The sequence below is a fragment of the Sideroxydans lithotrophicus ES-1 genome (genome assembly GCF_000025705.1).
Taxonomy (GTDB): Bacteria; Pseudomonadota; Gammaproteobacteria; order Burkholderiales; family Gallionellaceae; genus Sideroxyarcus; species Sideroxyarcus lithotrophicus.
The window spans coordinates 1,810,829-1,835,589 of the sequence record NC_013959.1; the positions used below are offsets into that span (position 1 = coordinate 1,810,829).

General features: G+C 55.9%; 17 protein-coding genes and 2 tRNA genes. 1 reads left to right on the top strand and 18 read right to left on the bottom strand.

The window, feature by feature from the left end; translation table 11 throughout:
* The first annotated feature begins 198 nt into the window (after nucleotides 1-198).
* Nucleotides 199-984, top strand: a complete 786-nt coding sequence (fabI, locus tag SLIT_RS08990; RefSeq protein WP_013029926.1) for an enoyl-ACP reductase FabI — start codon at nucleotides 199-201, stop codon at nucleotides 982-984.
* 69 nt (nucleotides 985-1,053) lie between these two features.
* On the opposite strand, the gene SLIT_RS08995 is transcribed toward fabI, so the two are convergent.
* The 18 genes from SLIT_RS08995 to SLIT_RS09080 all read right to left on the bottom strand — a co-directional run bounded on the left by SLIT_RS08995 (nucleotide 1,054) and on the right by SLIT_RS09080 (nucleotide 24,760).
* On the bottom strand, nucleotides 1,054-2,940 hold the full coding sequence (locus SLIT_RS08995; protein ID WP_013029927.1) for a SurA N-terminal domain-containing protein: 1,887 nt from the start codon (nucleotides 2,938-2,940) through the stop codon (nucleotides 1,054-1,056).
* A gap of 76 nt (nucleotides 2,941-3,016) precedes the next feature.
* Nucleotides 3,017-3,093 (bottom strand) — tRNA-Asp (locus tag SLIT_RS09000).
* A gap of 33 nt (nucleotides 3,094-3,126) precedes the next feature.
* Nucleotides 3,127-3,202 (bottom strand) — tRNA-Val (locus tag SLIT_RS09005).
* An 11-nt stretch (nucleotides 3,203-3,213) separates the two neighbouring features.
* On the bottom strand, nucleotides 3,214-3,489 hold the full coding sequence (locus SLIT_RS09010) for an HU family DNA-binding protein (protein WP_013029928.1): 276 nt from the start codon (nucleotides 3,487-3,489) through the stop codon (nucleotides 3,214-3,216).
* A 127-nt stretch (nucleotides 3,490-3,616) separates the two neighbouring features.
* A complete protein-coding gene (gene lon / locus SLIT_RS09015; RefSeq protein WP_013029929.1) occupies nucleotides 3,617-6,034 on the bottom strand; it encodes an endopeptidase La in 2,418 nt (805 codons plus the stop codon).
* Nucleotides 6,035-6,117: 83 nt separating this feature from the next.
* Entirely contained in the window at nucleotides 6,118-7,374 is a 1,257-nt protein-coding gene (clpX, locus tag SLIT_RS09020) for an ATP-dependent Clp protease ATP-binding subunit ClpX (protein WP_013029930.1), read from the bottom strand.
* Nucleotides 7,375-7,416: 42 nt separating this feature from the next.
* Nucleotides 7,417-8,043, bottom strand: coding sequence for an ATP-dependent Clp endopeptidase proteolytic subunit ClpP (clpP, locus tag SLIT_RS09025; protein ID WP_013029931.1), 627 nt, complete (start codon nucleotides 8,041-8,043; stop codon nucleotides 7,417-7,419).
* Between the two features lie 2 nt (nucleotides 8,044-8,045).
* Nucleotides 8,046-9,350, bottom strand: coding sequence for a trigger factor (tig, locus tag SLIT_RS09030; protein WP_013029932.1), 1,305 nt, complete (start codon nucleotides 9,348-9,350; stop codon nucleotides 8,046-8,048).
* A gap of 94 nt (nucleotides 9,351-9,444) precedes the next feature.
* Complete coding sequence (locus SLIT_RS09035; RefSeq protein ID WP_013029933.1) at nucleotides 9,445-11,949, bottom strand: glycogen/starch/alpha-glucan phosphorylase; 2,505 nt, start codon at nucleotides 11,947-11,949, stop codon at nucleotides 9,445-9,447.
* 479 nt (nucleotides 11,950-12,428) lie between these two features.
* Nucleotides 12,429-14,177 (bottom strand): glycoside hydrolase family 57 protein, encoded by a 1,749-nt coding sequence (locus SLIT_RS09040; RefSeq protein ID WP_013029934.1) that lies wholly within the window; start codon nucleotides 14,175-14,177, stop codon nucleotides 12,429-12,431.
* A 29-nt stretch (nucleotides 14,178-14,206) separates the two neighbouring features.
* On the bottom strand, nucleotides 14,207-15,490 hold the full coding sequence (gene glgC, locus SLIT_RS09045) for a glucose-1-phosphate adenylyltransferase (protein WP_013029935.1): 1,284 nt from the start codon (nucleotides 15,488-15,490) through the stop codon (nucleotides 14,207-14,209).
* 38 nt (nucleotides 15,491-15,528) lie between these two features.
* Complete coding sequence (gene glgA / locus SLIT_RS09050; RefSeq protein WP_013029936.1) at nucleotides 15,529-16,959, bottom strand: glycogen synthase GlgA; 1,431 nt, start codon at nucleotides 16,957-16,959, stop codon at nucleotides 15,529-15,531.
* Nucleotides 16,956-18,602, bottom strand: a complete 1,647-nt coding sequence (gene pgi, locus SLIT_RS09055; protein WP_013029937.1) for a glucose-6-phosphate isomerase — start codon at nucleotides 18,600-18,602, stop codon at nucleotides 16,956-16,958. Before pgi ends, glgA begins: the two co-directional genes overlap by 4 nt.
* A 17-nt stretch (nucleotides 18,603-18,619) precedes the next feature.
* Nucleotides 18,620-20,791: a 1,4-alpha-glucan branching protein GlgB gene (gene glgB, locus SLIT_RS09060; RefSeq protein ID WP_013029938.1), complete on the bottom strand. Its 2,172-nt coding sequence runs from the start codon at nucleotides 20,789-20,791 to the stop codon at nucleotides 18,620-18,622.
* A 320-nt stretch (nucleotides 20,792-21,111) separates the two neighbouring features.
* The gene (locus SLIT_RS09065; RefSeq protein ID WP_013029939.1) at nucleotides 21,112-22,719 is read right to left on the bottom strand and encodes a cytochrome c/ABC transporter substrate-binding protein; all 1,608 of its coding nucleotides are present in this window, start codon (nucleotides 22,717-22,719) and stop codon (nucleotides 21,112-21,114) included.
* 20 nt (nucleotides 22,720-22,739) lie between these two features.
* Entirely contained in the window at nucleotides 22,740-23,378 is a 639-nt protein-coding gene (locus SLIT_RS09070) for an SCO family protein (protein ID WP_013029940.1), read from the bottom strand.
* 16 nt (nucleotides 23,379-23,394) lie between these two features.
* The gene (locus tag SLIT_RS09075) at nucleotides 23,395-24,237 is read right to left on the bottom strand and encodes a LolA-like protein (protein WP_013029941.1); all 843 of its coding nucleotides are present in this window, start codon (nucleotides 24,235-24,237) and stop codon (nucleotides 23,395-23,397) included.
* 10 nt (nucleotides 24,238-24,247) lie between these two features.
* Entirely contained in the window at nucleotides 24,248-24,760 is a 513-nt protein-coding gene (locus SLIT_RS09080; protein WP_013029942.1) for a hypothetical protein, read from the bottom strand.
* Between the last annotated feature and the right edge of the window lies 1 nt (nucleotide 24,761).

A 24,761-nucleotide genomic window follows, 5' to 3' on the forward strand; every position in this document is an offset into this window, starting at 1 on the left:
AATTTCAGATATGCGCCAAGTATCCCCTTAAAGTTTCAGGCAAAAAATCACCCCACCAAGCAAAGTTGAGGCGAACCATCCGGGCTTGGCAGAAACCAGCCCTGCAACTCCAATCCGGATATCAGGCGAACACATCAGTGCTGACGATCACAGGGTTATAATCAGCAATCTTTATATCAACCATTTGCGGGAAACAACATGGGATTTTTGGCAAATAAGCGCATTCTTGTTACCGGCATGATCAGCAACCGCTCCATAGCCTATGGGGTCGCACAAGCCATGAGTCGCCAAGGCGCGCAGCTCGCCTTTACATATCAGGGGGAACGCGTAAAAGAGCGTGTAACGGAAATGGCCAAGGAATTTGGCAGCGAGCTGGCATTTCCATGCGATGTATCCTCAGACGCTGAAATTGAAAAGCTTTTCGTCGACCTGAGCAAACACTGGGATAAATTCGACGGGTTTGTGCATGCAATCGCATTTGCTCCGCGCGAGGCGCTGGATGGAGAGTTTCTGGATGGATTCAGCCGGGAGGCATTCCGAACAGCACACGACATCAGTGCCTACAGTTTCCCGGCCATGGCCAAGGTCGCCTTGCCTTACCTGAACGAAAAGTCTGCGCTACTGACCATGAGTTACCTGGGCGCAGTGCGCACCATGCCGCACTACAATGTGATGGGAATGGCCAAAGCCAGCCTCGAAGCCAGCGTGCGATACCTGGCCATGGATCTGGGACGCAAAGGAATACGTGCCAATGCCATATCTGCCGGCCCCATCAAGACTCTGGCTGCCGCCGGCATTGGCGATTTTGCCAAGCTGCTTTCATACAATGCCAAGCATGCGCCGCTCAAACGCAATGTCACGATTGAAGAGGTCGGCAACGTGGCAGCGTTCTTGTGCAGCGATCTTGCCAGCGGCATCACCGGCGAAATAACATATGTAGACGGTGGATTCAACACCACTTCACTCGGCACGACCGAAGCCTGACACTACGTTTGCAAATAAAACGCCGCTCAGTTGAGCGGCGTTTCATGTTAGCCCTGAGACTCGTAGCGATTACTTCTTTTCTTCCGCCGCGAACTCCTTCATTGTGATACTGGCCCGCTTTCTCGCATCTTCCATATAGGCCCGCCACAGCGCATCGCCTGTTATCTGGCGAATCTGTTGTTCATAACGAGCTATCTTTCCTTCATCGACTGTCGCAGCATCCTTGACTTCATCAATGCGAGCCAATTTGAAACCGCTTGCACTGTCGACACCAACATAGGCAGGTAATTTGCTTGTATCAGCACTAAATATGGCCTGCAGCAGCTCAGGATCGATGTTCGAACGCTGATTGCGAGTGATGCTTTGAGCAGCCGTCCACTTCACGCCAGGCTTCTCACCATGCTGCAACTTGCCCAGAAAATCCCTGCCTTGCTGCCTCGCCAGTTCCGAAGCCTGCAATTGCAGGAGCTTTTGCTGGATAGCAGCAGATACTTCCGTCAAAGGACGTACGCTTGCCGGCTTGTAGTCCGTTACCCTGGCAGCCAACAACTTGTTGGGGCCGACCTCCAATGCTGCAGTATTGCGTTTGTTTTTTATCGCATCATCCGAAAACACCGCCTGCAATACTTTGTCCGTCCACAATCCTGCAGGTGGCTGCCCCTTGCTCAGCCATACACCTTGCTGCACCGATAATTTTGCCAGTTCTGCAGCCGGCTTCAGACTGTCGCTTTGCTCATAGACGGTATTGTTGAATTTCTCCGCCAGCTCGGCGAACATGTCATTGGCGCGCTGCAACTTCAGTTGCTGGATGATCATGTCCCTGACTTCAGCCAAGGCCTGGATCTTGGCCGGCTTTACAGCAATCAGTTTGATGATGTGATATCCAAAGTCTGTCTGTACCAAGTCGCTCACTTGTCCGACTTTAAGGCTGAACACACTGTCTTCGAACGGCTTCACCATCGCACCGCGTCCGAACTCCCCCAGATCTCCGCCATTTGATGCCGAACCCGGGTCTTGCGAATACTGTTTAGCCAACGCGGCAAACTTGGCCGGAGATTGCTTTACCAGCTTCAATATCTGTTCCGCCTTGGTCCGTGCCGCCTGCTTCTCTGCATCCGAAGCCTGCTTCGGAACTGTAATCAGGATGTGTGCTGCATGTCGCTGTTCTTGCGTTCCAAAGTCTGCCTGGTGTTCTTCGTAGTACTGTTTTACCTCTTCATCTCTCACCTTCACCTGTGACAGCAAAGAGTCTGACGACAGCACCACGTATTGAACCTGAGCGCGTTCCGGCAGCTGGAATTCTTGCAAATTCTTATTGTAATATTCACTGACAGCACCATCGGATAATTTGACCTGCTTCACAAATGCCGCAGCATCAAGGTCGGCAATAGCCACAACTCGTTGCTGTTCGTTCAGGTGTATCAGTTTTTCGGCTATCGATTCAGGGGCGTATCCGTTCTGGGTATACGATTCCGTCAATTGCTGAAGAAGCACAGCCTGGCGTATTTCAGCATCGAAGCCTGATGGGGTCTTGCCCTTGTCTCTAAGCACCGCCTCGTAGCGTTGCCTGTCGAATCTGCCATCCTGCTGGAAGGCGCCGATATTGACGATAATTTGCCCAACCTGCTCATCAGTGATGCTTAGACCAACCTTTTTCGCCTCCATCGCCATCAGATGTTGCGTAACCAATCTGTCCAACAGCGAAAACTTGATTTCCGGCTTATCGAAAAATGCAGGGTCAAAATTGGCGCCGGCCATTTCACGAACACGTTGCTGTTGCTGATTCATCGCGCTATCGAATTCCTGCTGTCCGATCTTTTCACCGTTTACGGTCGCCAGCGGCGCGGTACCACTTGAATTCCGGTATGAAGTCACACCCCAAAATGCGAAAGGTAAAATGATCAGTGCCAATACGATCTGCACCAGCCTTCTCTTTTCTTGCACAAAATCGAACATAACATCCTACCCGAAAGAACGGACGTCACTTCGGACATCCCATATGAAAAAAGGCGAACTTTCGTTCGCCTCTGTTTGGCGGAGTGGACGGGACTCGAACCCGCGACCCCCGGCGTGACAGGCCGGTATTCTAACCAACTGAACTACCACTCCAAAACTTTTACTGCTGTTACAACATAAAACCACTGGTGGGTGCTGACGGGATCGAACCGCCGACAATCGCCTTGTAAGGGCGGTGCTCTACCAGCTGAGCTAAGCACCCGACAAAGACGACTAGTTTACAGCATCTTTCAAACCTTTGCCAGCGCGGAATTTAGGAACTTTAGCAGCCTTGATTTTAATTGTGGCGCCAGTGCGGGGATTACGGCCATTACGTGCAGCGCGCTTACCAACGTAGAACGTGCCAAAACCAACCAAGCTTACGAGTTCACCCTTTTTCAGAGACTTCTTGATGGATTCGATTGTCGCGTCCAATGCACGCCCAGCTGCGGCCTTGGAAATGTCAGCGGATTTAGCAATTGCTTCGATCAGATCAGATTTATTACTCACGCGATTCCCCTTTGCTTGTTAGTTGAGAACACAGGAAAGCCCTGCAACGGCTTTATATCAAGGGTTTTTGGGCCGGTCAAGCAATTGCAAAAACTTTTTAAGTTTTCGAACGCCTTGCCAGCCCGCGTCAATGCTTGATCGCAGAGGATGTGCCTGTCTCGCTGATGACTGCAGGTGTGGCAACCGTAGCGACCTCAGGCTCCACCAGCGGTTCCGGCCGGCGCTCCAGCGCCATCTCCAAAACCTGCTCTATCCACTTGACTGGATGAATATCAAGCTTGTTTTTTACGTTATCCGGTATTTCGACCAGATCCTTGGTGTTTTCTTCAGGGATAAGAACGACCTTGATTCCACCACGTTGCGCAGCCAGAAGCTTTTCTTTCAAACCCCCGATCGGCAATACTTCACCGCGCAACGTTATCTCACCAGTCATCGCCACATCTGCACGTACCGGGATGCCGGTGAGCGCCGACACCATCGCGGTACAGATGCCGATGCCCGCACTCGGGCCGTCCTTGGGTGTTGCACCTTCGGGCAAGTGGATATGCAGGTCGCTTTTTTCATAGAAATTTCCGGCGATACCCAAGGCTCGAGCCCGGCTGCGCACTACGCTCAGAGCTGCCTGAATGGATTCCTGCATCACCTCGCCCAGCTTCCCTGTCGTCGTTGTTTTGCCCTTGCCCGGCAGAACCGCAGTCTCGATGGTCAGCAGTTCGCCACCGACTTCGGTCCAGGCCAAGCCAGTGACTTGTCCAACCTGATTCGTCTTTTCAGCGATGCCATAACTATAGCGACGCACGCCGAGATATTTGTCCAGATTACGTGCATTGATCGTGACCTTGTTTTCACGGCCTTTGAGCAATAACGACTTCACCACCTTGCGGCATATCTTGGACAACTCCCTTTCCAGACTACGCACACCTGCTTCGCGCGTGTAGTAACGCAGGATGTCGCGAATCGCACTTTCAGAGACACTGATCTCTTCCGGTTTCAAGCCATTATTCTTGATCGCCTTGGGCAGTAGATAACGTGTGGCAATATTGACCTTCTCGTCCTCGGTGTAGCTGGACACATGGATGACCTCCATACGGTCCAGCAGCGGCGCAGGGATATTCATGCTGTTGGATGTGGCAACGAACATCACATCCGACAGGTCATACTCGACTTCAACGTAGTGGTCGACGAAAGTATGGTTCTGCTCCGGATCAAGCACTTCCAGCAATGCCGACGATGGATCTCCGCGAAAATCCATGCCCATCTTGTCCACTTCATCCAGCAGGAACAGCGGATTCTTCACCCCGACCTTGCTCATGTTCTGCAGTATCTTGCCCGGCATGGAACCGATGTAAGTGCGGCGATGCCCTCGTATCTCGGACTCATCCCTTACGCCGCCCAACGACATGCGGACGAACTTGCGGTTGGTTGCACGCGCGATGGACTGCCCCAGCGAAGTCTTGCCCACACCGGGAGGACCTACCAGGCACAGGATAGGTGCCTTCATCTTGGCCACGCGTTGCTGCACCGCAAGATATTCCACGATGCGCTCTTTCACCTTTTCCAAACCGTAGTGATCAGCCTCCAGCACGTCTTCAGCATGTTTCAAATCCGTATCGATCTTGGTTTTTTTCTTCCACGGCAAACCAACCAGCACATCGATGTAATTGCGCACCACGGTCGCTTCGGCAGACATCGGTGACATCAGGCGCAGCTTTTTCAGTTCCGCCTCGGCTTTTGCTCGTGCATCCTTGGGCATGTGCGCATCTTTGATCTTCTTCTCGATCTCCTCGATGTCGGCACCGTCTTCGCCTTCGCCCAGCTCCTTCTGGATCGCTTTCACCTGCTCATTCAGGTAGTACTCGCGCTGGCTCTTTTCCATCTGGCGTTTGACGCGCCCACGGATACGTTTCTCCACCTGCATGATGTCCAGCTCTGCTTCCAGCAGGCCCAGCAGATGCTCGAGTCGCTGGCGCACATCGAATATTTCCAGCACTTCCTGCTTCTGTTCCAGCTTGAGCGGCAAATGCGCAGCGATGGTGTCGGCCAAGCGACCGGCATCGTCGATACCTGCTAGTGAAGTCAGGATTTCAGGCGGGATCTTCTTGTTCAGCTTTACATATTGATCGAACTGGTTGATCAGCGCACGGCGCATCGCCTCGGCCTCGTGGCCGATCTCTTCGTCGACAGGCACCGGCTGTATCTCGGCATCCAAATGGGATTTGTCATCAAATATCCGCAACACTTTTGCGCGTTGCGTACCTTCCACAAGCACCTTGACCGTGCCGTCCGGCAATTTGAGCATTTGCAGGATATTGGCGATGCTGCCGATACGATAGATATCCTCGGTGGCAGGCTCGTCCTTGGCAGCGGATTTTTGCGCAACCAGCACGATGCTTTTACCCGCTTCCATCGCAGCTTCCAGTGCCTTGATGGACTTTGCCCTCCCAACGAACAGCGGAATCACCATATGCGGGAAAACCACCACATCGCGCAGGGGCAATAATGGATACAGGTCAGCGGTTGTACTTATAGGATCGTTTTCGGCCATGATTCGGGACTCTGAATTATTAGGGGACAAAGACGATGTGGGGTCAGGGCTCAGTAATTCAAGCCCTGCCCGCCAAGGCAGGCTTACGCGGCCTTGGGCGTATCCGCATACATCACGATGGGCTTGATTTCACCCGCACTGTTTTCGTCAAGCACTACTTTGCTCACGTTTTCCGCCGACGGCAGATCGAACATGGTATCCAGCAAGGCATTTTCAAGAATTGAGCGTAATCCGCGCGCACCGGTCTTCCGTTCCAGCGCCTTTTTTGCAATCACATTCAACACGCCTTCGCGGAACTCCAGTTCCACACCTTCCATCGAGAACAGTTTCTGATACTGCTTGGTAAGCGCATTTTTTGGCTCGGTCAATATCTGGATCAAGGCTGCCTCATCCAATCCCTCGAGTGTCGCCACCACCGGCAGGCGGCCGACGAACTCTGGAATCAGACCGAACTTGATCAAGTCTTCCGGCTCCACTCCGCGCAACACCTTGCCGATATCGTTACTTTCATCGCGTTTGGCAAGATTGGCGGAGAAACCTATACCTGCTTTCTCGGAGCGGTTGCGAATCACCTTCTCCAGACCGTCGAATGCACCGCCGCAGATGAACAGTATATTGCTGGTATCCACCTGGAGGAACTCGGTATTCGGATGCTTGCGTCCGCCCTGAGGAGGGATAGACGCCTTGGTGCCCTCGATCAGTTTCAGCAGTGCCTGCTGCACGCCCTCACCCGACACATCGCGGGTAATGGAAGGGTTGTCGGATTTGCGCGAGATCTTGTCGATCTCGTCGATGTAGACGATACCGCGTTGCGCACGCTCAACATCATAGTCGCAGGCCTGCAGCAATTTCTGGATGATGTTCTCGACATCCTCGCCAACATAACCCGCTTCTGTCAGCGTAGTGGCATCCGCCATCACGAAAGGCACATTGAGCAACCGCGCCAGCGTCTGCGCCAGCAAGGTCTTGCCCGAGCCAGTCGGTCCGACCAGCAGGATATTGCTCTTTGCCAGTTCGACACCGTCCGCGTCAGTGCTCTTCAAGCGCTTGTAGTGGTTATATACAGCCACCGACAGAATCTTTTTTGCCTGACGCTGCCCAATGACATACTCATCCAGACGTGCGCAAATCTCATGAGGAACCGGCAACTCGCTCTTGTCTGACTTGTCCCCGCCGATGCTGCTTTGTGTCTCTTCGCGAATGATGTCGTTGCACAGCGCGATACACTCGTCGCACACGAATACCGACGGGCCCGCAATCAGCTTGCGCACCTCATGCTGGCTTTTCCCGCAGAACGAGCAGTACAGCAGCTTGTCACCCTTGTTCTTGTCCGACGTCATTTGCACCTCCGCTCCGAAATTATCGGCAACCTACCTGATTACTTAAATCCGCTTATCCAGCACTTGATCTACCAGGCCGTATTCCACAGCCTCTTTCGCACTGAGGAAATTGTCGCGTTCGCTGTCGCGGGCGATTTCTTCCACTGTGCGTCCGGTATGTTGTGCCATCAATGCATACAGGCGTTCGCGCAAACTCAGGATGTACCTGGCATGGATCTCGATATCCGATGCCTGGCCGCGGAATCCACCCAAAGGCTGGTGGATCATTACGGTTGAATTCGGCAAGGCAAAACGCTTGCCCTTTGCACCTGCCTGCAGAAGGAATGCGCCCATCGATGCGGCCATACCGATACACAGCGTAGATACCTGCGGCTTGATGAACTGCATGGTATCGTAGATCGCCATACCCGCCGAGATGGAGCCGCCCGGCGAGTTGATGTAGAAATGGATATCCTTGTCCGGATTTTCCGATTCCAGGAACAACATTTGGGCAACGATCAGATTGGCGGTATGGTCATTGACCTCGCCAACCAGGAATACCACACGCTCCTTGAGCAGGCGCGAATAGATATCGTAGGCCCGCTCTCCTCGCCCGCTGCTCTCAACCACCATCGGAATCATGCCGATGTCCTGCGGTTCCATCATCAGCTTGGTAGAGCTATTCAACATGTTCAGTTACTCCCCATCAATTCGTTCAGCGTGACTGCCTGATCGCCGACCTTGGCACCAGCCATCACCCAGGCGACCACATTATCCTCCAGCACGAGATTTTCGACTTCACGCAGGCGCGCAGGATCGGAGTTATACCAACGCACCACTTCTTCCGGATGCTCGTAGCTCTGCGCATATTCCTGCACCAGAGCCTTTACCTGTTCAGGCTTGGCTTGCAGGTCATGCTTCTTGACCAACTCAGCCAGAATCAGGCCGAGCTTCACGCGCTTGGTCGCACGTTCGACAAACATATCCGCCGGCAATTGCATCCCCTTGGGGATTTTCATTCCGCGCGACTCCATATCCTGCAGAGTCTGCTGCATCAGGTTTTGTGCCTCACTTTCCAACAGTGACTTGGGCACTTCCAGCTCAGATATCTTGAGCAACGCGTCCATTGCGCTGTCTTTATTGCGCACCTTCACCCGACGCTGAGCCTCGCGCCCGATGTTGTCGCGGATCTCGGCTTTAAGCTTGTCCACATCGCCGTCCTCCAGGCCAAGAGATCTGGCGAACTCGGCATCGACTTCAGGCAACTCCGCCTCTTCCACTGCATGCACGGTGATAGTGAAAGTCACTTGCTTGCCGGCCACTTCCTTGCCGTGATAATCCGCGGGGAAAGTCATGTCGAAGGACTTGGTCTCCCCTGCTTTCATACCGACGATGGCCTTTTCGAAATCCGGCAGCATGCGCCCGACCCCAAGCACCAACGGAACATCCTTGGCTTCGCCACCTTCGAATACGACTCCGTTCAGCTTGCCGTAATAATCGATGCGAACCTGGTCGTCATTACGAGCCGCACGATCGGTTTTTTTGAACACTGCACGCTGCTTGCGCAATGTCTTGATGGTCTCTTCCACATCCGCATCGCTCAGCGTGAATGCAACGCGATTTACGCTTACGTCCGAGATATCGCCCAGGGTGACTTCCGGATAAACCTCGAAAGTCGCGCTGTACTCGATCTGCGGCGCGTTCAGGTCCGCAGTCTTGATCTCGAACTGCGGATAGCCGGCCACTTGCAGCTTGTTGGTAACGGCAGCCTCGGCAAAAGAACGTTGCAGGCTCTCGCCCAGAACTTCCTGTTGCACCGATGGCCCGTATTGCTGCTCCAGGACTTTATACGGCACTTTGCCCGGACGGAATCCATGTACTTTGGCGGTCCGGCCGATGCGCTTCAGCCGCGCTTCCATTTCGCCGCGCAATTGTTGCTGGGGGATGGACGCATTCAAACGGCGCTGCAATCCACTCAAGGTCTCTACATTTGACATACTGACACTTCCTTTGAATTTAGGCTGGCTTCACAAAACGAATATCGCGGACAGAATGATACATGAAACGGGGCGGGATGGCCCGCCCGCCCGTTTACTCAACATGTGCCGGCACTTGCAGCAGGTGCCAGATATCGCGGTTATAGTCCTGTATGGTGCGGTCGCTGGAGAACTTTCCGCTGGCTGCGGTATTGAGGATACTCATGCGAGTCCAGCGTTCGCGATCACGATATGCGGCAGACACCTTTTGCTGGGCAAGCACGTAACTGCGGAAATCCGCAGCCGTCAGCCATGGATCCTGCGGACTCATGATCGCCTGTACGACAGGATCGAACAGCCCCGGCTCGAACAGGTTGAAATGTCCGCTTTCCAGCAAGTGCATCACTCGCGCCAGCTCCTTGTCGGACGCAACGATAGCGGCTGGATCATAATGTCCGTGAGCTGCCTCGACCTGCTCGGCAGTCAATCCGAACAAAAAGAAGCTCTCCGCTCCGACTTCTTCGCGGATCTCGATGTTGGCTCCATCCAGCGTACCGACGGTGATCGCTCCGTTCATCATGAATTTCATGTTGCCCGTACCCGATGCCTCCTTGCCCGCCGTGGAAATCTGCTCGGACAGGTCGGCGGCCGGACAGATCACCTCCATCGCAGAAACACGATAGTCCGGCAGAAAGGCCAGGCGCAACAGACCCTTGGTTGCCGGATCGTGATTGACGACATCTGCTACCGCGATCACCAGCCGGATGATGCGCTTTGCCATGATATAGCCCGGCGCAGCCTTGCCACCGATCAGCACACAACGCGGCGTCCAGTCGGCAATATCGCCACTCTTGATGCGATCATAAAGATGGATGACATGCAGCACATTGAGCAACTGGCGTTTGTATTCGTGGATACGCTTGACTTGCACATCGAACAATGCAGAAGTATCGAATTCGACGCCGCAATCCTTTGCGACCATCTCGGCCAATTTTTGCTTGTTGGCCTGTTTCACCTTGTACCACTCGGCCCGGAACTTCTTGTCATCGGCAAATTCGCGCAGCGCCGTCAATCTGGACAGGTCGGTTCGCCAAGCGTCACCGATACTCTGGTCGATCAGTGCGCTCAGCAACGGATTGCTTGAAGCCATCCAGCGACGTGGCGTCACTCCGTTGGTCTTGTTGTTGAACCTGGCCGGCCACAACTCGAAGAAGTCATGGAACAGATGCTGCTGCAACAGCTTCGAATGCAGCGCAGCCACGCCATTCACGGAATGAGACGCCACCACTGCCAGATAGGCCATGCGTATCTGCGGCACGCCGCACTCTTCCACGATGGACATGCGCCGCTCGCGCTCCGTATCGCCGGGCCAGCGTGAAGACACCTCCTCCATGAAACGGGCATTGATCTCGTAGATGATCTCCAGCAATCGCGGCAACAGTCGCCCGAACATATGCACCGGCCAGCGCTCCAATGCTTCCGGCAACAGCGTATGGTTGGTATAGGCCATCGTGTTCGAAGTGATATCCCACGCCTCATCCCAGCCCAATCCATGTTCATCCATCAGCAAACGCATCAGTTCCGGCACGGCACAGGTGGGATGAGTATCGTTTAATTGAAAACAGTTCTTTTCGGCGAAGCCGGTGAAATCATTGCCATTCTTGTTCACCCATTGGCGCAAGACGTCCTGCAGGCTCGCTGACGCCAGGAAATACTGCTGGCGCAAACGCAGCTCCTTGCCGTTCTCGCTGGCATCGTTCGGGTACAAGACCATGGTGATATGCTCGGCGGCATTCTTGGCCGCGACCGCCTCGGTATAACTGCCGGCATTGAATTCATCCAGGTTGAACTCTTCGGTGGCTGTCGCTTTCCACAGACGCAAGGTATTCACAGTGCCGTTGCGATAGCCGGGTATCGGCATGTCATAAGGCACGGCGACCACATCCTGGGTATCCACCCAGCGTGCGTGCAAACCGCCATCCGATCCGGTATAGAAATCGGAACGCCCACCGAATTGGATGTTGACCGCGAATTCCGGCCGTTCGATCTCCCATGGATTGCCGTTGCGCAACCAATGGTCCGGCTCCTCCATCTGGCGCCCATGTTCGAGCTTCTGGCGGAACATGCCGTATTCGTAGCGGATGCCGTAGCCCGTCACCGGCAGTTGCAGCGTCGCACAGCTATCCAGGAAGCATGCCGCCAAGCGGCCCAGGCCGCCATTGCCCAGGCCGGCATCGCTTTCCAGTTCTTGCACCTCCTCCAGATCCAGACCCAGATTGCGCATCGCTTCGGCGCTTGCCCCTTCCAGATCCAGGTTCAATAGCGCATTGCCCAAAGCGCGCCCCATGAGGAATTCCAGTGACAGGTAATAGGCCTGTTTGCAATCGGACTCATCGTAGGCGCGCTGCGTCCTGCGCCAGCGCTCGACCAAACGGTCGCGCAAAACCAAAGCGCAGGAAGAATAAACATGGTGCGAAGACACACTCGCCTTTTCCCAGCCAAGGGTGTGATTGAAATAACGACAAAAATCCTCCTCCACACCGATGGCATTCATGCCCAGTGGCGGAATCTTCATCGTGCCAGGATGCTTGGCGAGAAAAGGCTTATTGACCGTATTCATTTCATTCCCAATGATTTATAAATTGGTTGCTTTATAACAACAGCAACATTGATGCCAAGCAGCAGTTAACACAAGAACACGGAGCGTACTCGAAAGTCATCACTTCGTCGGCCGACGTTATCCTGAATATCTGCACATGGTGTTCAACCCTGCCCTGACAACAACAGCGTCTTCCATTCTCCGAATCAGACACCGGCACCAACTCGGTGCAGTCCGAACCGACCGGCACAAAATCGCCTCGTTAGACGTTCTCCATGAACATGCGGACCGCAATAATATTAAAGCAACCGGTCCGCCCCCGTGTGCGGATATGGGAATCGCTCAAGCACTCGATACAAAGCGGGCTGACGTCGGAAAAAACCATGACTGTATGCAAAAGTCACATGCGCCCAATGGGTAAGTTTTCCCACAAACGGGAATGAATGCCGACAGTGTAACAACAAAGCTGACGGCCATGCCTACAACCATTCTGGCCAGGATCAAACGGCTTCGGAACGGCGCATGGCTCCGCCCATGGCCGGCTCTCCAGTGCCTACGCTGATCACATGCTGCAACTCAAGGGGCGGCGGCAGTTTGAGCAGGCGATACAGATTTGAAAGGTTGCGACGGAACAGCGCGTCGAAAGAGGCCACGCTCATCGCCGAATTGTAATCGCCGAACCACCAGAACCAGTCAGAGCCTTCGCAATCCGCAAGCTGCTCGGTGGCCAGCCGCATCTCATCGGCATTCAAGCGCCCGCTCGACATGACGATGTCATAGCTGCGCTTGGCTTCGCACAACAAATCCCAACCGCGATTCTTGTCGGCAGAACCGATCCAGGTGCTGAACGTCCCATACACCCAGCTGCCCGCCACCATCTGTTTCAATTTGCTCGCCGTCACAGGCGAATCCGGATCGTTCAGTGCCCGTACGCAATCATGGAAAGTAGTGGTGCAGATATCGGCATGACTTTCCAGTCTGGAATAGAGTTCCGACAGGAAATAATAGGCGTTGTAGGGATAATATTCCCACGCGTTTTCGCCATCCAGGATCACGGTGACTACCGGGTCGTCGTCACCCGGCGCATTGCGCAGTATCTCCTCCAGATGATGGACGAAATCGGCTGCCGCATCATCGCCCTTCCACTTTGCGTATTCGAAGCCTATCTTGTCCGACAAACCGTCATCGCGGAAGAAACAATGGATCGGCTTGCCGCCCGTCTCGACCAGATAAGGCTTGTACAGATACCCCGAGCTGCCCGGCAGCGGGTTGTCGTTCATCTCGCGCCGCAGGCTATTGGCCAACACCGCCTGCCCGGTCGCAGTCCATTCGCAACCGTGTTCCGCCAGCAGCTTCAACGCAGCTCGCGACACACCGCCTTCGGAAGGCCACATGCCGTAAGGTACGGTTCCGAAATTTTGCCTGTGACTCTCCACGGCATTGGCAAGGTGGGAATGCACTCGCGACAGTCCGCCCGGATAGTGCGATGCCTGAGGCAATGGCGCGTTCGGTTCGCTTTCACGTGCTGCAGCAAAGTCCAGCAACAGCGGCACGATGGGGTGGTTGTAAGGTGTGGACGATATTTCGATCTGCCCGCGTTCCGCAAGTTTGCGATACCGCGGCACGATGCCGGTGATGATCTCCCCGATCAGATCGAACAACTCCTTGCGCTCGGTATAGGTGAACTGGCTGCCCTTGGTCATCAACCGGGCCACCAGTTCGCTGCTGCGGCGCATACTCTCGCCCATCCAGACGAGGTGGTACCAGACCAGCAGGTCGGCCAGATATTGTCCAGACAGATAGGTCACATTCTCGCGGCCATGCCCCTCCACCAGCTTCTGCAGGTCGAACAGGTGCTGATAGGCCCGGTACGGCTTCAGCATCTTGGTATGGTTGCTCTTGAAACAACTGTCCAGGATGTGTTGACGCGCTTCGTCGCCCAGCTCGTCCAGCCGCTCGTGATTCAGCATCCCGAGCAACGCATCGCGAATGTCGCCGCTCTTGAACTGCCGTTCGTAATCCTGCAGTTGCTCGACCAGGATGGGCACGAAGTTCACCACTGCCCTGGCTTGCGGATGCTGTTCCAGGTGGAATGCCATATCGGTGTAATCCTTCATGGCATGCAGATAAGTCCATGGCAGCACGAACTCGCCATTCAGGTACTCGCGATAATCCGGCTGATGCATGTGCCAGCACAGGATCAGATGCAGCTTCTTGTTGACGTTTTGCTTCGTATTGCTTTGTGGCATGGTACTTTCCAATGATCGTCCTGAGAAGCTTATCGAATGTGATGTATCGACTGGCCCAGCATGTCCGGCGTCACCAGGGTGACACCGCCTGGGGAAACGTGGAAACGTTGCGCATCTTCCTCCGGATTCAGGCCGATCTTCATCCCGTCCGGAATCACGCAATTGTTGTCGAGCACCACGCGGTGCAATTTCACATCTTCGCCGATGCGTGCACCGGACAATATCACTGAATCGGAGACCTCGCTGCGCGAACCCACCCTGATATCCGAGAACAACAATGAATGCTGCACTCTGGCACCGCTGATGATGCAACCGCCTGAAACCATGGAGTCGATGGCAACACCACGCCGGTCGTCATCGTTGAACACGAACTTGGCTGGCGGCAGCTGCTCCTGATAGGTCCATATCGGCCAGCTCTTGTCGTACAGATCCAGAGCGGGAGTCACGCTGACCATCTCCATGTTGGCTTCCCAATAAGCATCGATTGTTCCGACATCGCGCCAATATGAATCGACGCCGTCCTGATTGCCGACGCAACTCTTTTCAAAACGGTGCGCATACACACGATAGCGGTCTATCAGGTAAGGGATGATATCGTGACCGAAATCATGCGAGGATTTCTTGGTGTCGGCATCGCGGATCAACTGCTCGTACATGAATTTGGCATTGAACACATAGATACCCATGCTGGCCAGGATGCGTCCGGGCTTGCCCGGGATCTCATCCCCGACAGGGGGTTTCTCGGTGAACTTGACGATACGGTCCTTGTCGCCAACGGTCATCACGCCGAACGAAGCGGATTGGCCGGCAGGCACCTCGACACAGCCCACCGTCATGTCGGCATCGCTGCTCACGTGATATGCCAGCATCTCACCGTAGTCCATCTTGTAGACGTGATCACCCGCAAGGATCACGATGTACTCCGGGTTGTAGCCGCGCAGGATGTCAATGTTCTGGAACACCGCATCCGCCGTGCCGCGATACCATTCTTCCTGAATGCGCTGCTGGGCGGGCAACAGGGATACGAACTCGTTGAACTCGCCGCGCAGAAAACCCCATCCCTTCTGGATATGCTCGATCAGCGTATGCGCCTTGTATTGCGTCACCACCCCGATACGGCGAATACCGGAATTCATGCAATTGGACAGCGGGAAATCGATGATGCGGAACTTGCCGCCGAACTGCACTGCGGGCTTGGCATTCCAGTCGGTCAGGTTGTGCAACCGGCTGCCGCGGCCTCCGGCCAGCACCAGCGCCACGGTGTTCTTGGTCAAGGCACTGATGAATCGTGGTGAACGCATTTCCTGGACCATGATGGTTCCTCCCCTGTTAGTTACTCGACAAAAAATCCCTACGCAATCTTTCTGTACAACTCCAGATAACGTTGCGCGCTGCCGGCCCAGCCGACATCGCGACGCATGCCATTCAGCTGTATCCGCCGAAAATCCTTGCCGTCGCGATAGCATTCGATCGCCCGCTCGACAGTACGATACAAGACCGATGCATCCGCTTCTTCGAATACGAAACCAGTGCCGTCAGCCGCCTGCGCATCGATCACCGAATCCGCCAAACCTCCTGTCCGGCGCACCACCGGCGGCGTACCGTAACGCATGCCATACATCTGGTTCAGACCGCACGGCTCGAAACGCGACGGCATCAGGAAGATGTCCGCGCCGGCCATGACCTGGTGCGACAGGCCCTCGTCGAAACGCACGGTGACGGAGACCCGCCCCGGATAGCGCTGCGCCAGGTGCTGATAGCGCCGTTCCAGTTCGCTCTCGCCGCTGCCCAGCACGACCAGCTGAGCGCCGCCGTCCAGCAGTTTGGGCAGGCTCTCCAGCAACAGATCCAGCCCTTTCTGGTAAGTAAGGCGGCTGACCACTCCGAGCAACGGCGCTCTTTCGTTATTTTCCAGGCCCACACGCTGTTGCAGCTCGCGCTTGACTGTCGCTTTGGGCGCAAGATCGCTGCTGTCATATCTCGCCGCCAGGTATGGATCGGTCGCAGGATTCCATTCCTGCTCGTCGATGCCGTTCAGGATGCCGCTGACATCGCCATTGCGCACCTTGAGCAACCCCTGCATGCCATAACCCATCTCGGTCGTCTGTATCTCATGCGCATAAGTCGGGCTGACCGTCACGATGCGGTCGGCATAATGCAAGCCCGCCTTCAGGAACGACAGGTAACCATGGAACTCCACGCCGTGCATGTCGAAACAGGATTGCGGCAATTCGAGCGGCGCCAGCCAGTCGCGATCGAAGTTGCCCTGAAAGGCCATGTTGTGAATGGTCATCACCGTCCTGGCATGCGTGGTCGGCATCAGTTGCAGGTATGCGGGAGCAAGTCCCGTCTGCCAATCGTTGCAGTGCACGATGTCGGCACGCCAGCCGACAGGCGAAGCATCGCTGCCCAGCAGCGCGGCAACCCTGGACAGCATGCCGAAACGCATCGCGTTATCGGGCCAATCGCCGCCAAGCTCGTATTGATACGGCCCCGGTACCCGGCAGAAATATTGGGGAGCGTCCAGCACATATACCGGCACTTCGGTGTGCGGCATCTTCGCGCTTAACAATTTCACTTCCGGCTGCCCGGAAAAAACGGCAAACGTAGCGACCGTGCGCTTGTTCTCCAGCTTCTCCAGCACCTGGGTGTAGCCCGGCACCAGCAACCGCACATCCTGTCCCAGACCTTGCAGTGCGGCTGGCAGCGCTCCGCTGACATCGGCGAGGCCGCCGGTCTTGATCAGCGGGTGTACTTCGGAAGTCACGAACAGTATCTTCATTTGAGCAAGTTGTAGTGATGGATCAGTCCGTTGGTGGAAGAATCGTGTGCCGCGATCTCGTCCCCGCTGCGCAATTCGGACTGGATATGGCTGGCAAGCTGCTTGCCAAGCTCCACGCCCCACTGGTCATAGGAATTGATGTTCCAGATGATGCCCTGCACGAATATCTTGTGTTCGTAGAGCGCGATCAGCCTGCCCAGCGTTCCCGGCGTCAGCTTCTCGAACAGGATGGAATTGGTCGGTTTGTTGCCCTCGAACACCTTGTGCGGCAGCAGCGCTTCGATGTCTTTGGGCTCCATGCCGGCAGCCTGCAGTTCGGCGCGCGCCTCCGCCTCCGTCTTGCCGCGCATCAGCGCCTCGGTCTGGGCGAAGAAGTTCGACAGCAAGGTCGCATGATGTTCACCCAGCGGATAGTGGGTCTTTGCCGCGGCGATGAAATCGCTCGGGATCATTTGCGTCCCCTGATGCAATATCTGGAAATAGGCATGCTGGCCGTTGGTCCCTACTCCACCCCACAGGATGGGACCGGTCGGATAATCCACAGGCAAACCTTCGCGGTCGATGCGCTTGCCGTTGCTCTCCATGTCGGCCTGCTGGAAATAAGGCACGAAATGCTCCAGTGCCTGATCGTAGGGCAGCAGCGCCTGCTTGGTGACATCGTGAAAATTGTTGTACCACAGCCCCAGCAGCGCCAGGATCACCGGCATGTTCCGCTCCAGCGGCGCAGTGCGGAAATGGGTATCCATCTGGTAACCACCGCGCAACAACTCCTCGAAGTTGTCCATTCCCACCGCCAAGGCGATAGGCAAGCCGATCGCAGACCACAGCGAATAACGCCCGCCGACCCAGTCGGAGAACTCGAACATATTCGCCACGTCGATGCCGAATGCCGTCACTTCCCTGGCATTGGTCGATAATGCAACGAAATGTCTGGCGATGTGCTTCTCATCGACCGCACGGCGCAGAAACCAGTCGCGTGCTGCGCGCGCATTCATCAGCGTCTCCTGCGTGGTGAAGGTCTTGGAAGCGACGATGAACAATGTCGTTTCGGGATCAAGCGCCTCCAGATTCTCCAGCAAGTCGGTGCTGTCGATATTGGAGACAAAATGCACCTTCACCTTGCCGTGATATGGATGCAGGGCACGGCATACCATCAACGGCCCGAGGAACGAGCCACCGATACCGATGTTCACGACATCCGTGATGGCTTTGCCGGTATAGCCGCGCCATGCCCCGTTGCGCACGTTCTCGCTGAAACTGCGCATCTTTTCCATCACACGGCGCACTCCCGGCAACACATCCTGCCCGTCTACCAGCACCGGCGCATGTGCGGGATCGATCGCCGCACGCAAGGCGGTGTGCAACACTGCACGGCGTTCGGTGAAATTGATCTTCGCTCCGGAAAACATCTGCTCGCGCCAGTCCTCCACTTGCGTCTGACGGGCCAGCGCAAAGAGCCGCGTCATGGTTTCCTGGGTGACCAGGTTCTTGGAATAGTCGAGCAGCAGGTCATCCAGACTCAGCGAAAAACGCTCGAAGCGACCGGGATCGTTGGCAAACAGGCTGCGCATCGAAAGCTGCCTGTTTTCTTCAAAATGGACGAGCAAGTCCTGCCAGGCTTTTGATTGTATCAATGCAGACATATCTCCCCTTTACGCCATCAGGACACCCGCTGCAATACGATGCCCGCCAACGGCGGCAGCGTCAGTGCCAGCGATTGCATTTCGCCGTTCCAGCTCATGTCCGAGGTATCCATGCCCAGACCGTTGCCCATGTTGGAACCGCCATAGTAGTGCGAGTCGCTGTTGAATATCTCGCGGTAACAACCCTTGTGCCGCACACCTACGCGATACCCCTCGCGCGGCACCGGTGTGAAATTGAGGACCACCACCACATATGAACCATCGCGAGCAATGCGGCGATAGCTCAGCACCGACTGGTCGGCACTGTTGCAATCTATCCACTCAAAGCCCTCGTGGGAAAAATCCAGCTCATGCAGTGCGGGCACATCGGAATACAGCCGGTTCAGGTCGCGCAATGTGGACTGGACGCCAGAATGCTCGCTGCGGCCAAGCAGATACCAGTCCAGCTCTGAACCTACTTTCCACTCATGGCCCTGTGCGAATTCATTACCCATGAAATTGAGTTTCTTGCCCGGGTAGGTCATCTGATAAGTGAACAGCAAACGCAGATTGGCGAATTTCTGCCAGGAATCTCCAGGCATCTTGTCGATCAGGGATTTTTTACCGTGTACCACTTCGTCATGCGAGAACGGCAGCACGAAGTTCTCGGTATAGCTGTAGAGCTGGCCGAAGGTCAGGCTGTTATGGTGGTATCTGCGGTGTACCGGATCGTGCTCGATGTAGTCGAGGGTATCGTTCATCCAGCCCATGTTCCACTTCATGCTGAAACCCAGCCCGCCCAGATAGGTCGGGCGCGACACCATGGGCCAGGAAGTGGACTCCTCGGCCAGGGTCAACGTGCCGGGAAAACGCTCATGCGTCATCACGTTCAACTCACGGAAGAAATCCACCGCCTCGATGTTCTCGCGACCGCCGAACTTGTTCGGCAGCCATTGCCCGGCCTTGCGCGAATAATCCAGATACAGCATGGAAGCCACCGCATCCACGCGCAAACCGTCGATGTGGAACTCGCTCAGCCAGTAGTGGGCGTTGGCCAGCAGGAAATTGCGCACTTCGTTGCGCCCGTAATTGAAGATCAGCGTGCCCCAGTCCTGATGCTCGCCCAGTCTCGGATCCTCATGTTCATACAATGCCGTACCGTCGAAACGCGCCAGCGCCCAGCTGTCCTTGGGAAAATGCGCCGGCACCCAGTCGAGGATCACGCCGATACCGACAACGTGGCAGGCATCGACGAAATACCTGAAATCGTCCGGCGTGCCGAAACGGCTGGTCACACCGTAATAGCCTGTGGTCTGATAGCCCCAGGATTCATCCAGCGGATGCTCGCTGATCGGCATCAGTTCGATATACGAGAAGCCCATCTCCTGCACATAAGGCACCAGGCTGTCGGCCAACTCGCGGAAATTGTAGAAGCGCCCGTCCCAATGCCGCTTCCATGAACCGGCATGGATCTCATAAACGCTCAGCGATTCGTGCATCCAGTCGCGGCTGGCACGCTGCCCCTGCCATGCCGAATCGCGCCACTGATAACCGTCCAGCACCGACACCCTGGCTGCAGTGCCGGGACGCATCTCGAAGCTCAAGCCATAGGGGTCGGTCTTGGCGAACACCTCGCCGGAGTGGCGATTGCGTATCTCGAACTTATAGAATTCCCCCAAACCGATGTCGGGCACGAATATCTCCCACACGCCGGTGCTGCCCAGCGCGCGCATCGGATAGATACGCCCGTCCCAGCCGTTGAAATCGCCCACCACGCTGACGCGCTCGGCATTCGGCGCCCATACAGCAAAACGCACACCCCACACGCCCTGCACCTCCATGTGGTGCGCACCAAGCATGCGGTATGCCTGTTCCAGACGACCTTCCGAGAAAAGATACAGATCGTGATCGGTGATGCTGCTGCCAAAACTGTAGGCATCATGTATCTCGACCACATGATTGAAAAAATTGATCCTCAGGCGGCACGGGGCGGGAAGGGACTGCTTGCCCTGCCAAATATAGAAACCACTGGAACTGTCGCGATCGAGAGCTTGCCATGCGTCGCCGTCATGCACCGCGACCTCGGTCGCATGAGGTTGAAACACGCGCAGAACCCAGCCTGACTTGTTCTGATGCAGCCCCAGATATGAAAAGGGGTCATGATGGCGCGCCTCAAGAATGGAGCGCTTGTTCTGAGTTTCACTAGGCATTTCTTCGCTCCTCAAGCGAAATATAGCCTTTTAGCACGAGTGGGGCAATTTAAAATCGAAAGAAAATCCGCCTGTAACCAATAATTAACATTCATGGCATGCGGAATCCAGCTCATCGAGAGATGAATGCCACCAAGATGTTTTGGAGCGATGCGACAGCCTTGTGACTGATCGTGCCAGACACCTCCTTCGCACAAATATAAACCGCATCCCTATCTGGTGAATGAAAAACCTCATGCCGCAGTTGTCGAACTTATTCCCATGGTGTCAGCGATGTCAGTCTTTAAGAACTGCCAAATCCGGCTCAGCTCCCCCAGAGATCAAGGAACAATCCAGTTTCCGTCAGCCACAAGCCGGGGGCCTGCCAGATCAGCGAATCGAACCATATACCCGCCTTTGGATGCGAAACGCTGGCCGGGCGCCAATCCCAGCCTCGGGTAGTAGCCGGTGATCACGCGATAGCTCAGCATGGTTTCCACGCGTTCCACCAGATAGTCGCGCACGAAGCTGTCCAGCATTCCGCTCAACGTCTCAGCCAGGATGCCGCAGGCCAGGTAGGTATCGGTCTGGACCCGTTCGTCGATGACGGGCATCTGGTGCACCTTGAACCACATGAATGGATAGTCCATGCGCACCCTGCGCTGGTCGGGCAGGTCGAACGGATAGGTCAGGCGGGCCGTTGTGCGCCAAGACGCCGGAACAGGTGCGTTTTCCAGTCCGCCCATCAGTCCGGAAATGAAAATCGCCGGGGTGGCAGGCGGTGTTTTCGGTAGTGCGGCCAGGTCGCCCGGACGCAGCCAGAGCACGACCGCGCTATCGGCAGCCGCGTTCCTGATGGCGTCGGTCAGCGCCTGTGACGAACCCTGCTGCGGCAGCACAACATCGTTCACTTTCATCCGCGCGGACGGAAGCGCCACCCGTAACGCCTGCGCTGCCTGTTCTCCGATATCCCCGCGGCGGAATATCTGGGTAACCCTGAGCGGCTTCTGCTGCATTCCCCGAATCTGTTCTGCAATCAACTGCGCTTCGAGCAACACGCCCTTGGAAAAATAGACCGGATAAAAATCGTTTTCGGCGACGACCGGCGCATCCACGTTGGGCAGCAGGCAGGGGATCTCTTCGTCTTCGCAGAATCGATGGACAGGTGCCCAGGTCTTGCCGCCGAGTCCGGAAATGACTGCAAACACCGGCTCTGCCGCCAGCTTTTTGCGCAATTGCTGCTCCCACGTTTCCGGTGGCCCGCTCAGCTCCCACACATGCAATTGCCATTGCCGGATGACGCGGTATTTGATTTCCCGTACCGAGTGCATGGCCCGGTGGCCGCCGCGAATGAACGAGTTTTTGTCGGCAAAAAACTGGTTGAGCACCGACAGCATCGCCTTGCGCTTTACCGGATCGGCATCGGGCGTAATGATGGTGGCAAACTGCAGGGTGTCTTCAGAAACGCCGGGCACCGGCTGGCTGGTCAGCTGCTTGAGGTAGGCGACGAGGGATGCCATGGTCGCGTCGTCCAGCTTGAACCGCGGCATCAGGTAGTTAAGCTTGCGTCCATCCGCATCAAGACCATCGCGGATAGCGCGGGCCAGCGTGGCATCGGTGTAGGCGCTGCGGTTGGGCCGGTAACCCGCGACGTGCGGCGTGGTCATATCCTCGATATTCCTGAGTCCGGCGCGAAACAGGTACTTGCCGATGATGGGCGGGATAACGTAGCGTCCCTCCTGCGTGCCGAGGCCGCTGCGGCGATGGCAGGCAACGCAGGCCGCCTCTGCACCGGTAACATCGCCCCCCTCTGCCCGGGTTCCTTGCAGCACTGTTCCGTCGGGCAGCAAGCCCTGACGGTAGAGAGTTTCACCTGCAGACGCGGCAGGCGCCGCGGTCGCAACGGGATTCAGCAGGATGAACAGGATCAGGGCAGTCAGGACACGCATTTGCCTAACTCCGCAGAACCCTATGGGGTGGAGACGAGTTTTCGATACTCAAGCAGCAGGTCGTCCGCCGAGGCGAAGCCGTCTATCCTGAGCCAGGCTTTTCCGGGCGCCGCCCGCAATAGCGTTACCGGCGTGTGATCCATCTTGTCGCCGTAATACACGCCGAAAGCGCGCTGCGCGGCAAGGCTGGCTTCGCTGGTGCCGGTATAGAACTGCCACTGCGATTTGGCATCGTACTTATGCGCATATTCGGCCAGTTGCCTGGGCGTATCCTGCTCCGGGTCGATCGAGATCGAGATCATGTGGACCTTGTTACGCTCGCTTCCGAGCTTCGCCTGCAGCTCTTGAAAGGTGTGGCTGGTGAGAGGACAAGCCGACGTGCAGGTGGTGTAGATGAAATTCATGATGACCGGCCGGCCATCGTTCATTTCGTCGGGGAGCAACACGGTCCGGTTGTCGTCGCGCACAAGTTCGACGCGGGGCACGTTGTAATTCATCGTCTTGCGTACCACTTTTTGCACCGCGTGATGAACATCGGCCGAGCCGGACATGTCCATCATTTCCATATGCATCCCATCATGTGCATAGGCACTGGTTGCGGCAGCACCGGACAGACCGATGGCAAGCGCGGCCGCCAGGATAGTCAGGTTTGATTGCATGATGCCTCCTTCAATTTCAGTCGGGCCGGGTGAATTCCGCGTCAGCCAACTTGGGATTGAGCACCACTTGCTGGATCGAAATGTCTTCCGAACCCTTTACGCCCTCGACACTGGTTTCCATGGTGAACGGAATCTTGAGCCCCTTCACGGATTTGTAATCGCGGAAATAGGTCGCCACCTGTTTAGGCTTGCCGTCCATGCGGCGCGTACCGTCGATCTTCACGTCGAGGAAACTCTTGGCATCCACCCAGACATGGCGCACGTCGCCGTTCTTGAGGGTGAGCTTGAGCTTGTATGCATCGTTACCGTCCACTTTTTCGATGCCTTCCGATTCCACCCGGGTACCCTTGGCGGCGTAATCGATCAGGAATCCGTCCAGATCCTGCTGCTGGCTCGCCATTTTCATTTCTTCCGGGGTAAAGGGTTCGACCTCATGGCGCCCGAGGAAGGGCCGCAATTTCCAGCCGTTGGTCCCGTCGTAGGCCTGGATCGCGGTATCGCCGCGGAATTTCATTTCGAAGCGCATCTTGTTCGGACGTGCCAGGTTCATCACGAACGGCAGCCGAACCATTTTTCCTTCCGGTTCGCTTTTGATTTTGCCGGGATCGAAGTGCGTTTTTGTCAGTGCGTACATGGGAACGGGCGGCTTCGTCCTCAGTCTTCCCGCGTCGATCTTGCCCGTCATGCGCATGGTATGAATCGCACGCCACGCCTTTAGTCCGCCGCGCGCGGCAACATTTCTGTCGACGATCTGCTGCGCGGTAAGCGCACTGCCGGCAGCCGCATGTTTCTTGTTTGCGGCATAGGATGGTGTCGCGGCAAGCAATAAGCAAAGCAGTGTAATGAGTCGAGTAGTCATCTTGTTTCTCCTAATCCACGATCAATCCATCAATATGAAAATTGCCTATCACAACGTCGACGCTGCTGCCCACTTTGACTATCCTTCCGGGATTCCCGAAGATCATGTAATAGATCCGCTCCGGATTGGCCGCGATGTCCTGGCGCAACGTTCCGATATTTTCCAGCGTCGGAACGGCCAGCCGGGTGCCGCTCGCATTGTCGATCAGGTATGGCCGCAACGTTTTGTCGAACAGTGCGTTGGCCTTGGACTTATCCAGCACGCGGAAACGAAATTCCAGCATCTCGCCCGACGATACCGGATGTACGCCGACCACATCGACACCCCAATTGCGCTTGTAGTACAGACTGGGCCGGGTCCCGGCAAATTTCGTCTTGTTGCTTGCCGTCGGCGAAGCAGAGGCTGTTTTTTGGGCGACGGTTGCAGGGTTGTCCGCGGTGGCGGCACAAGAGCCCGGCGCCAGAAAAAAACCGCCCGCGAGCAAGCTCGCGAGCAGTAACCCACTTTCTGTTTTTATTATCACG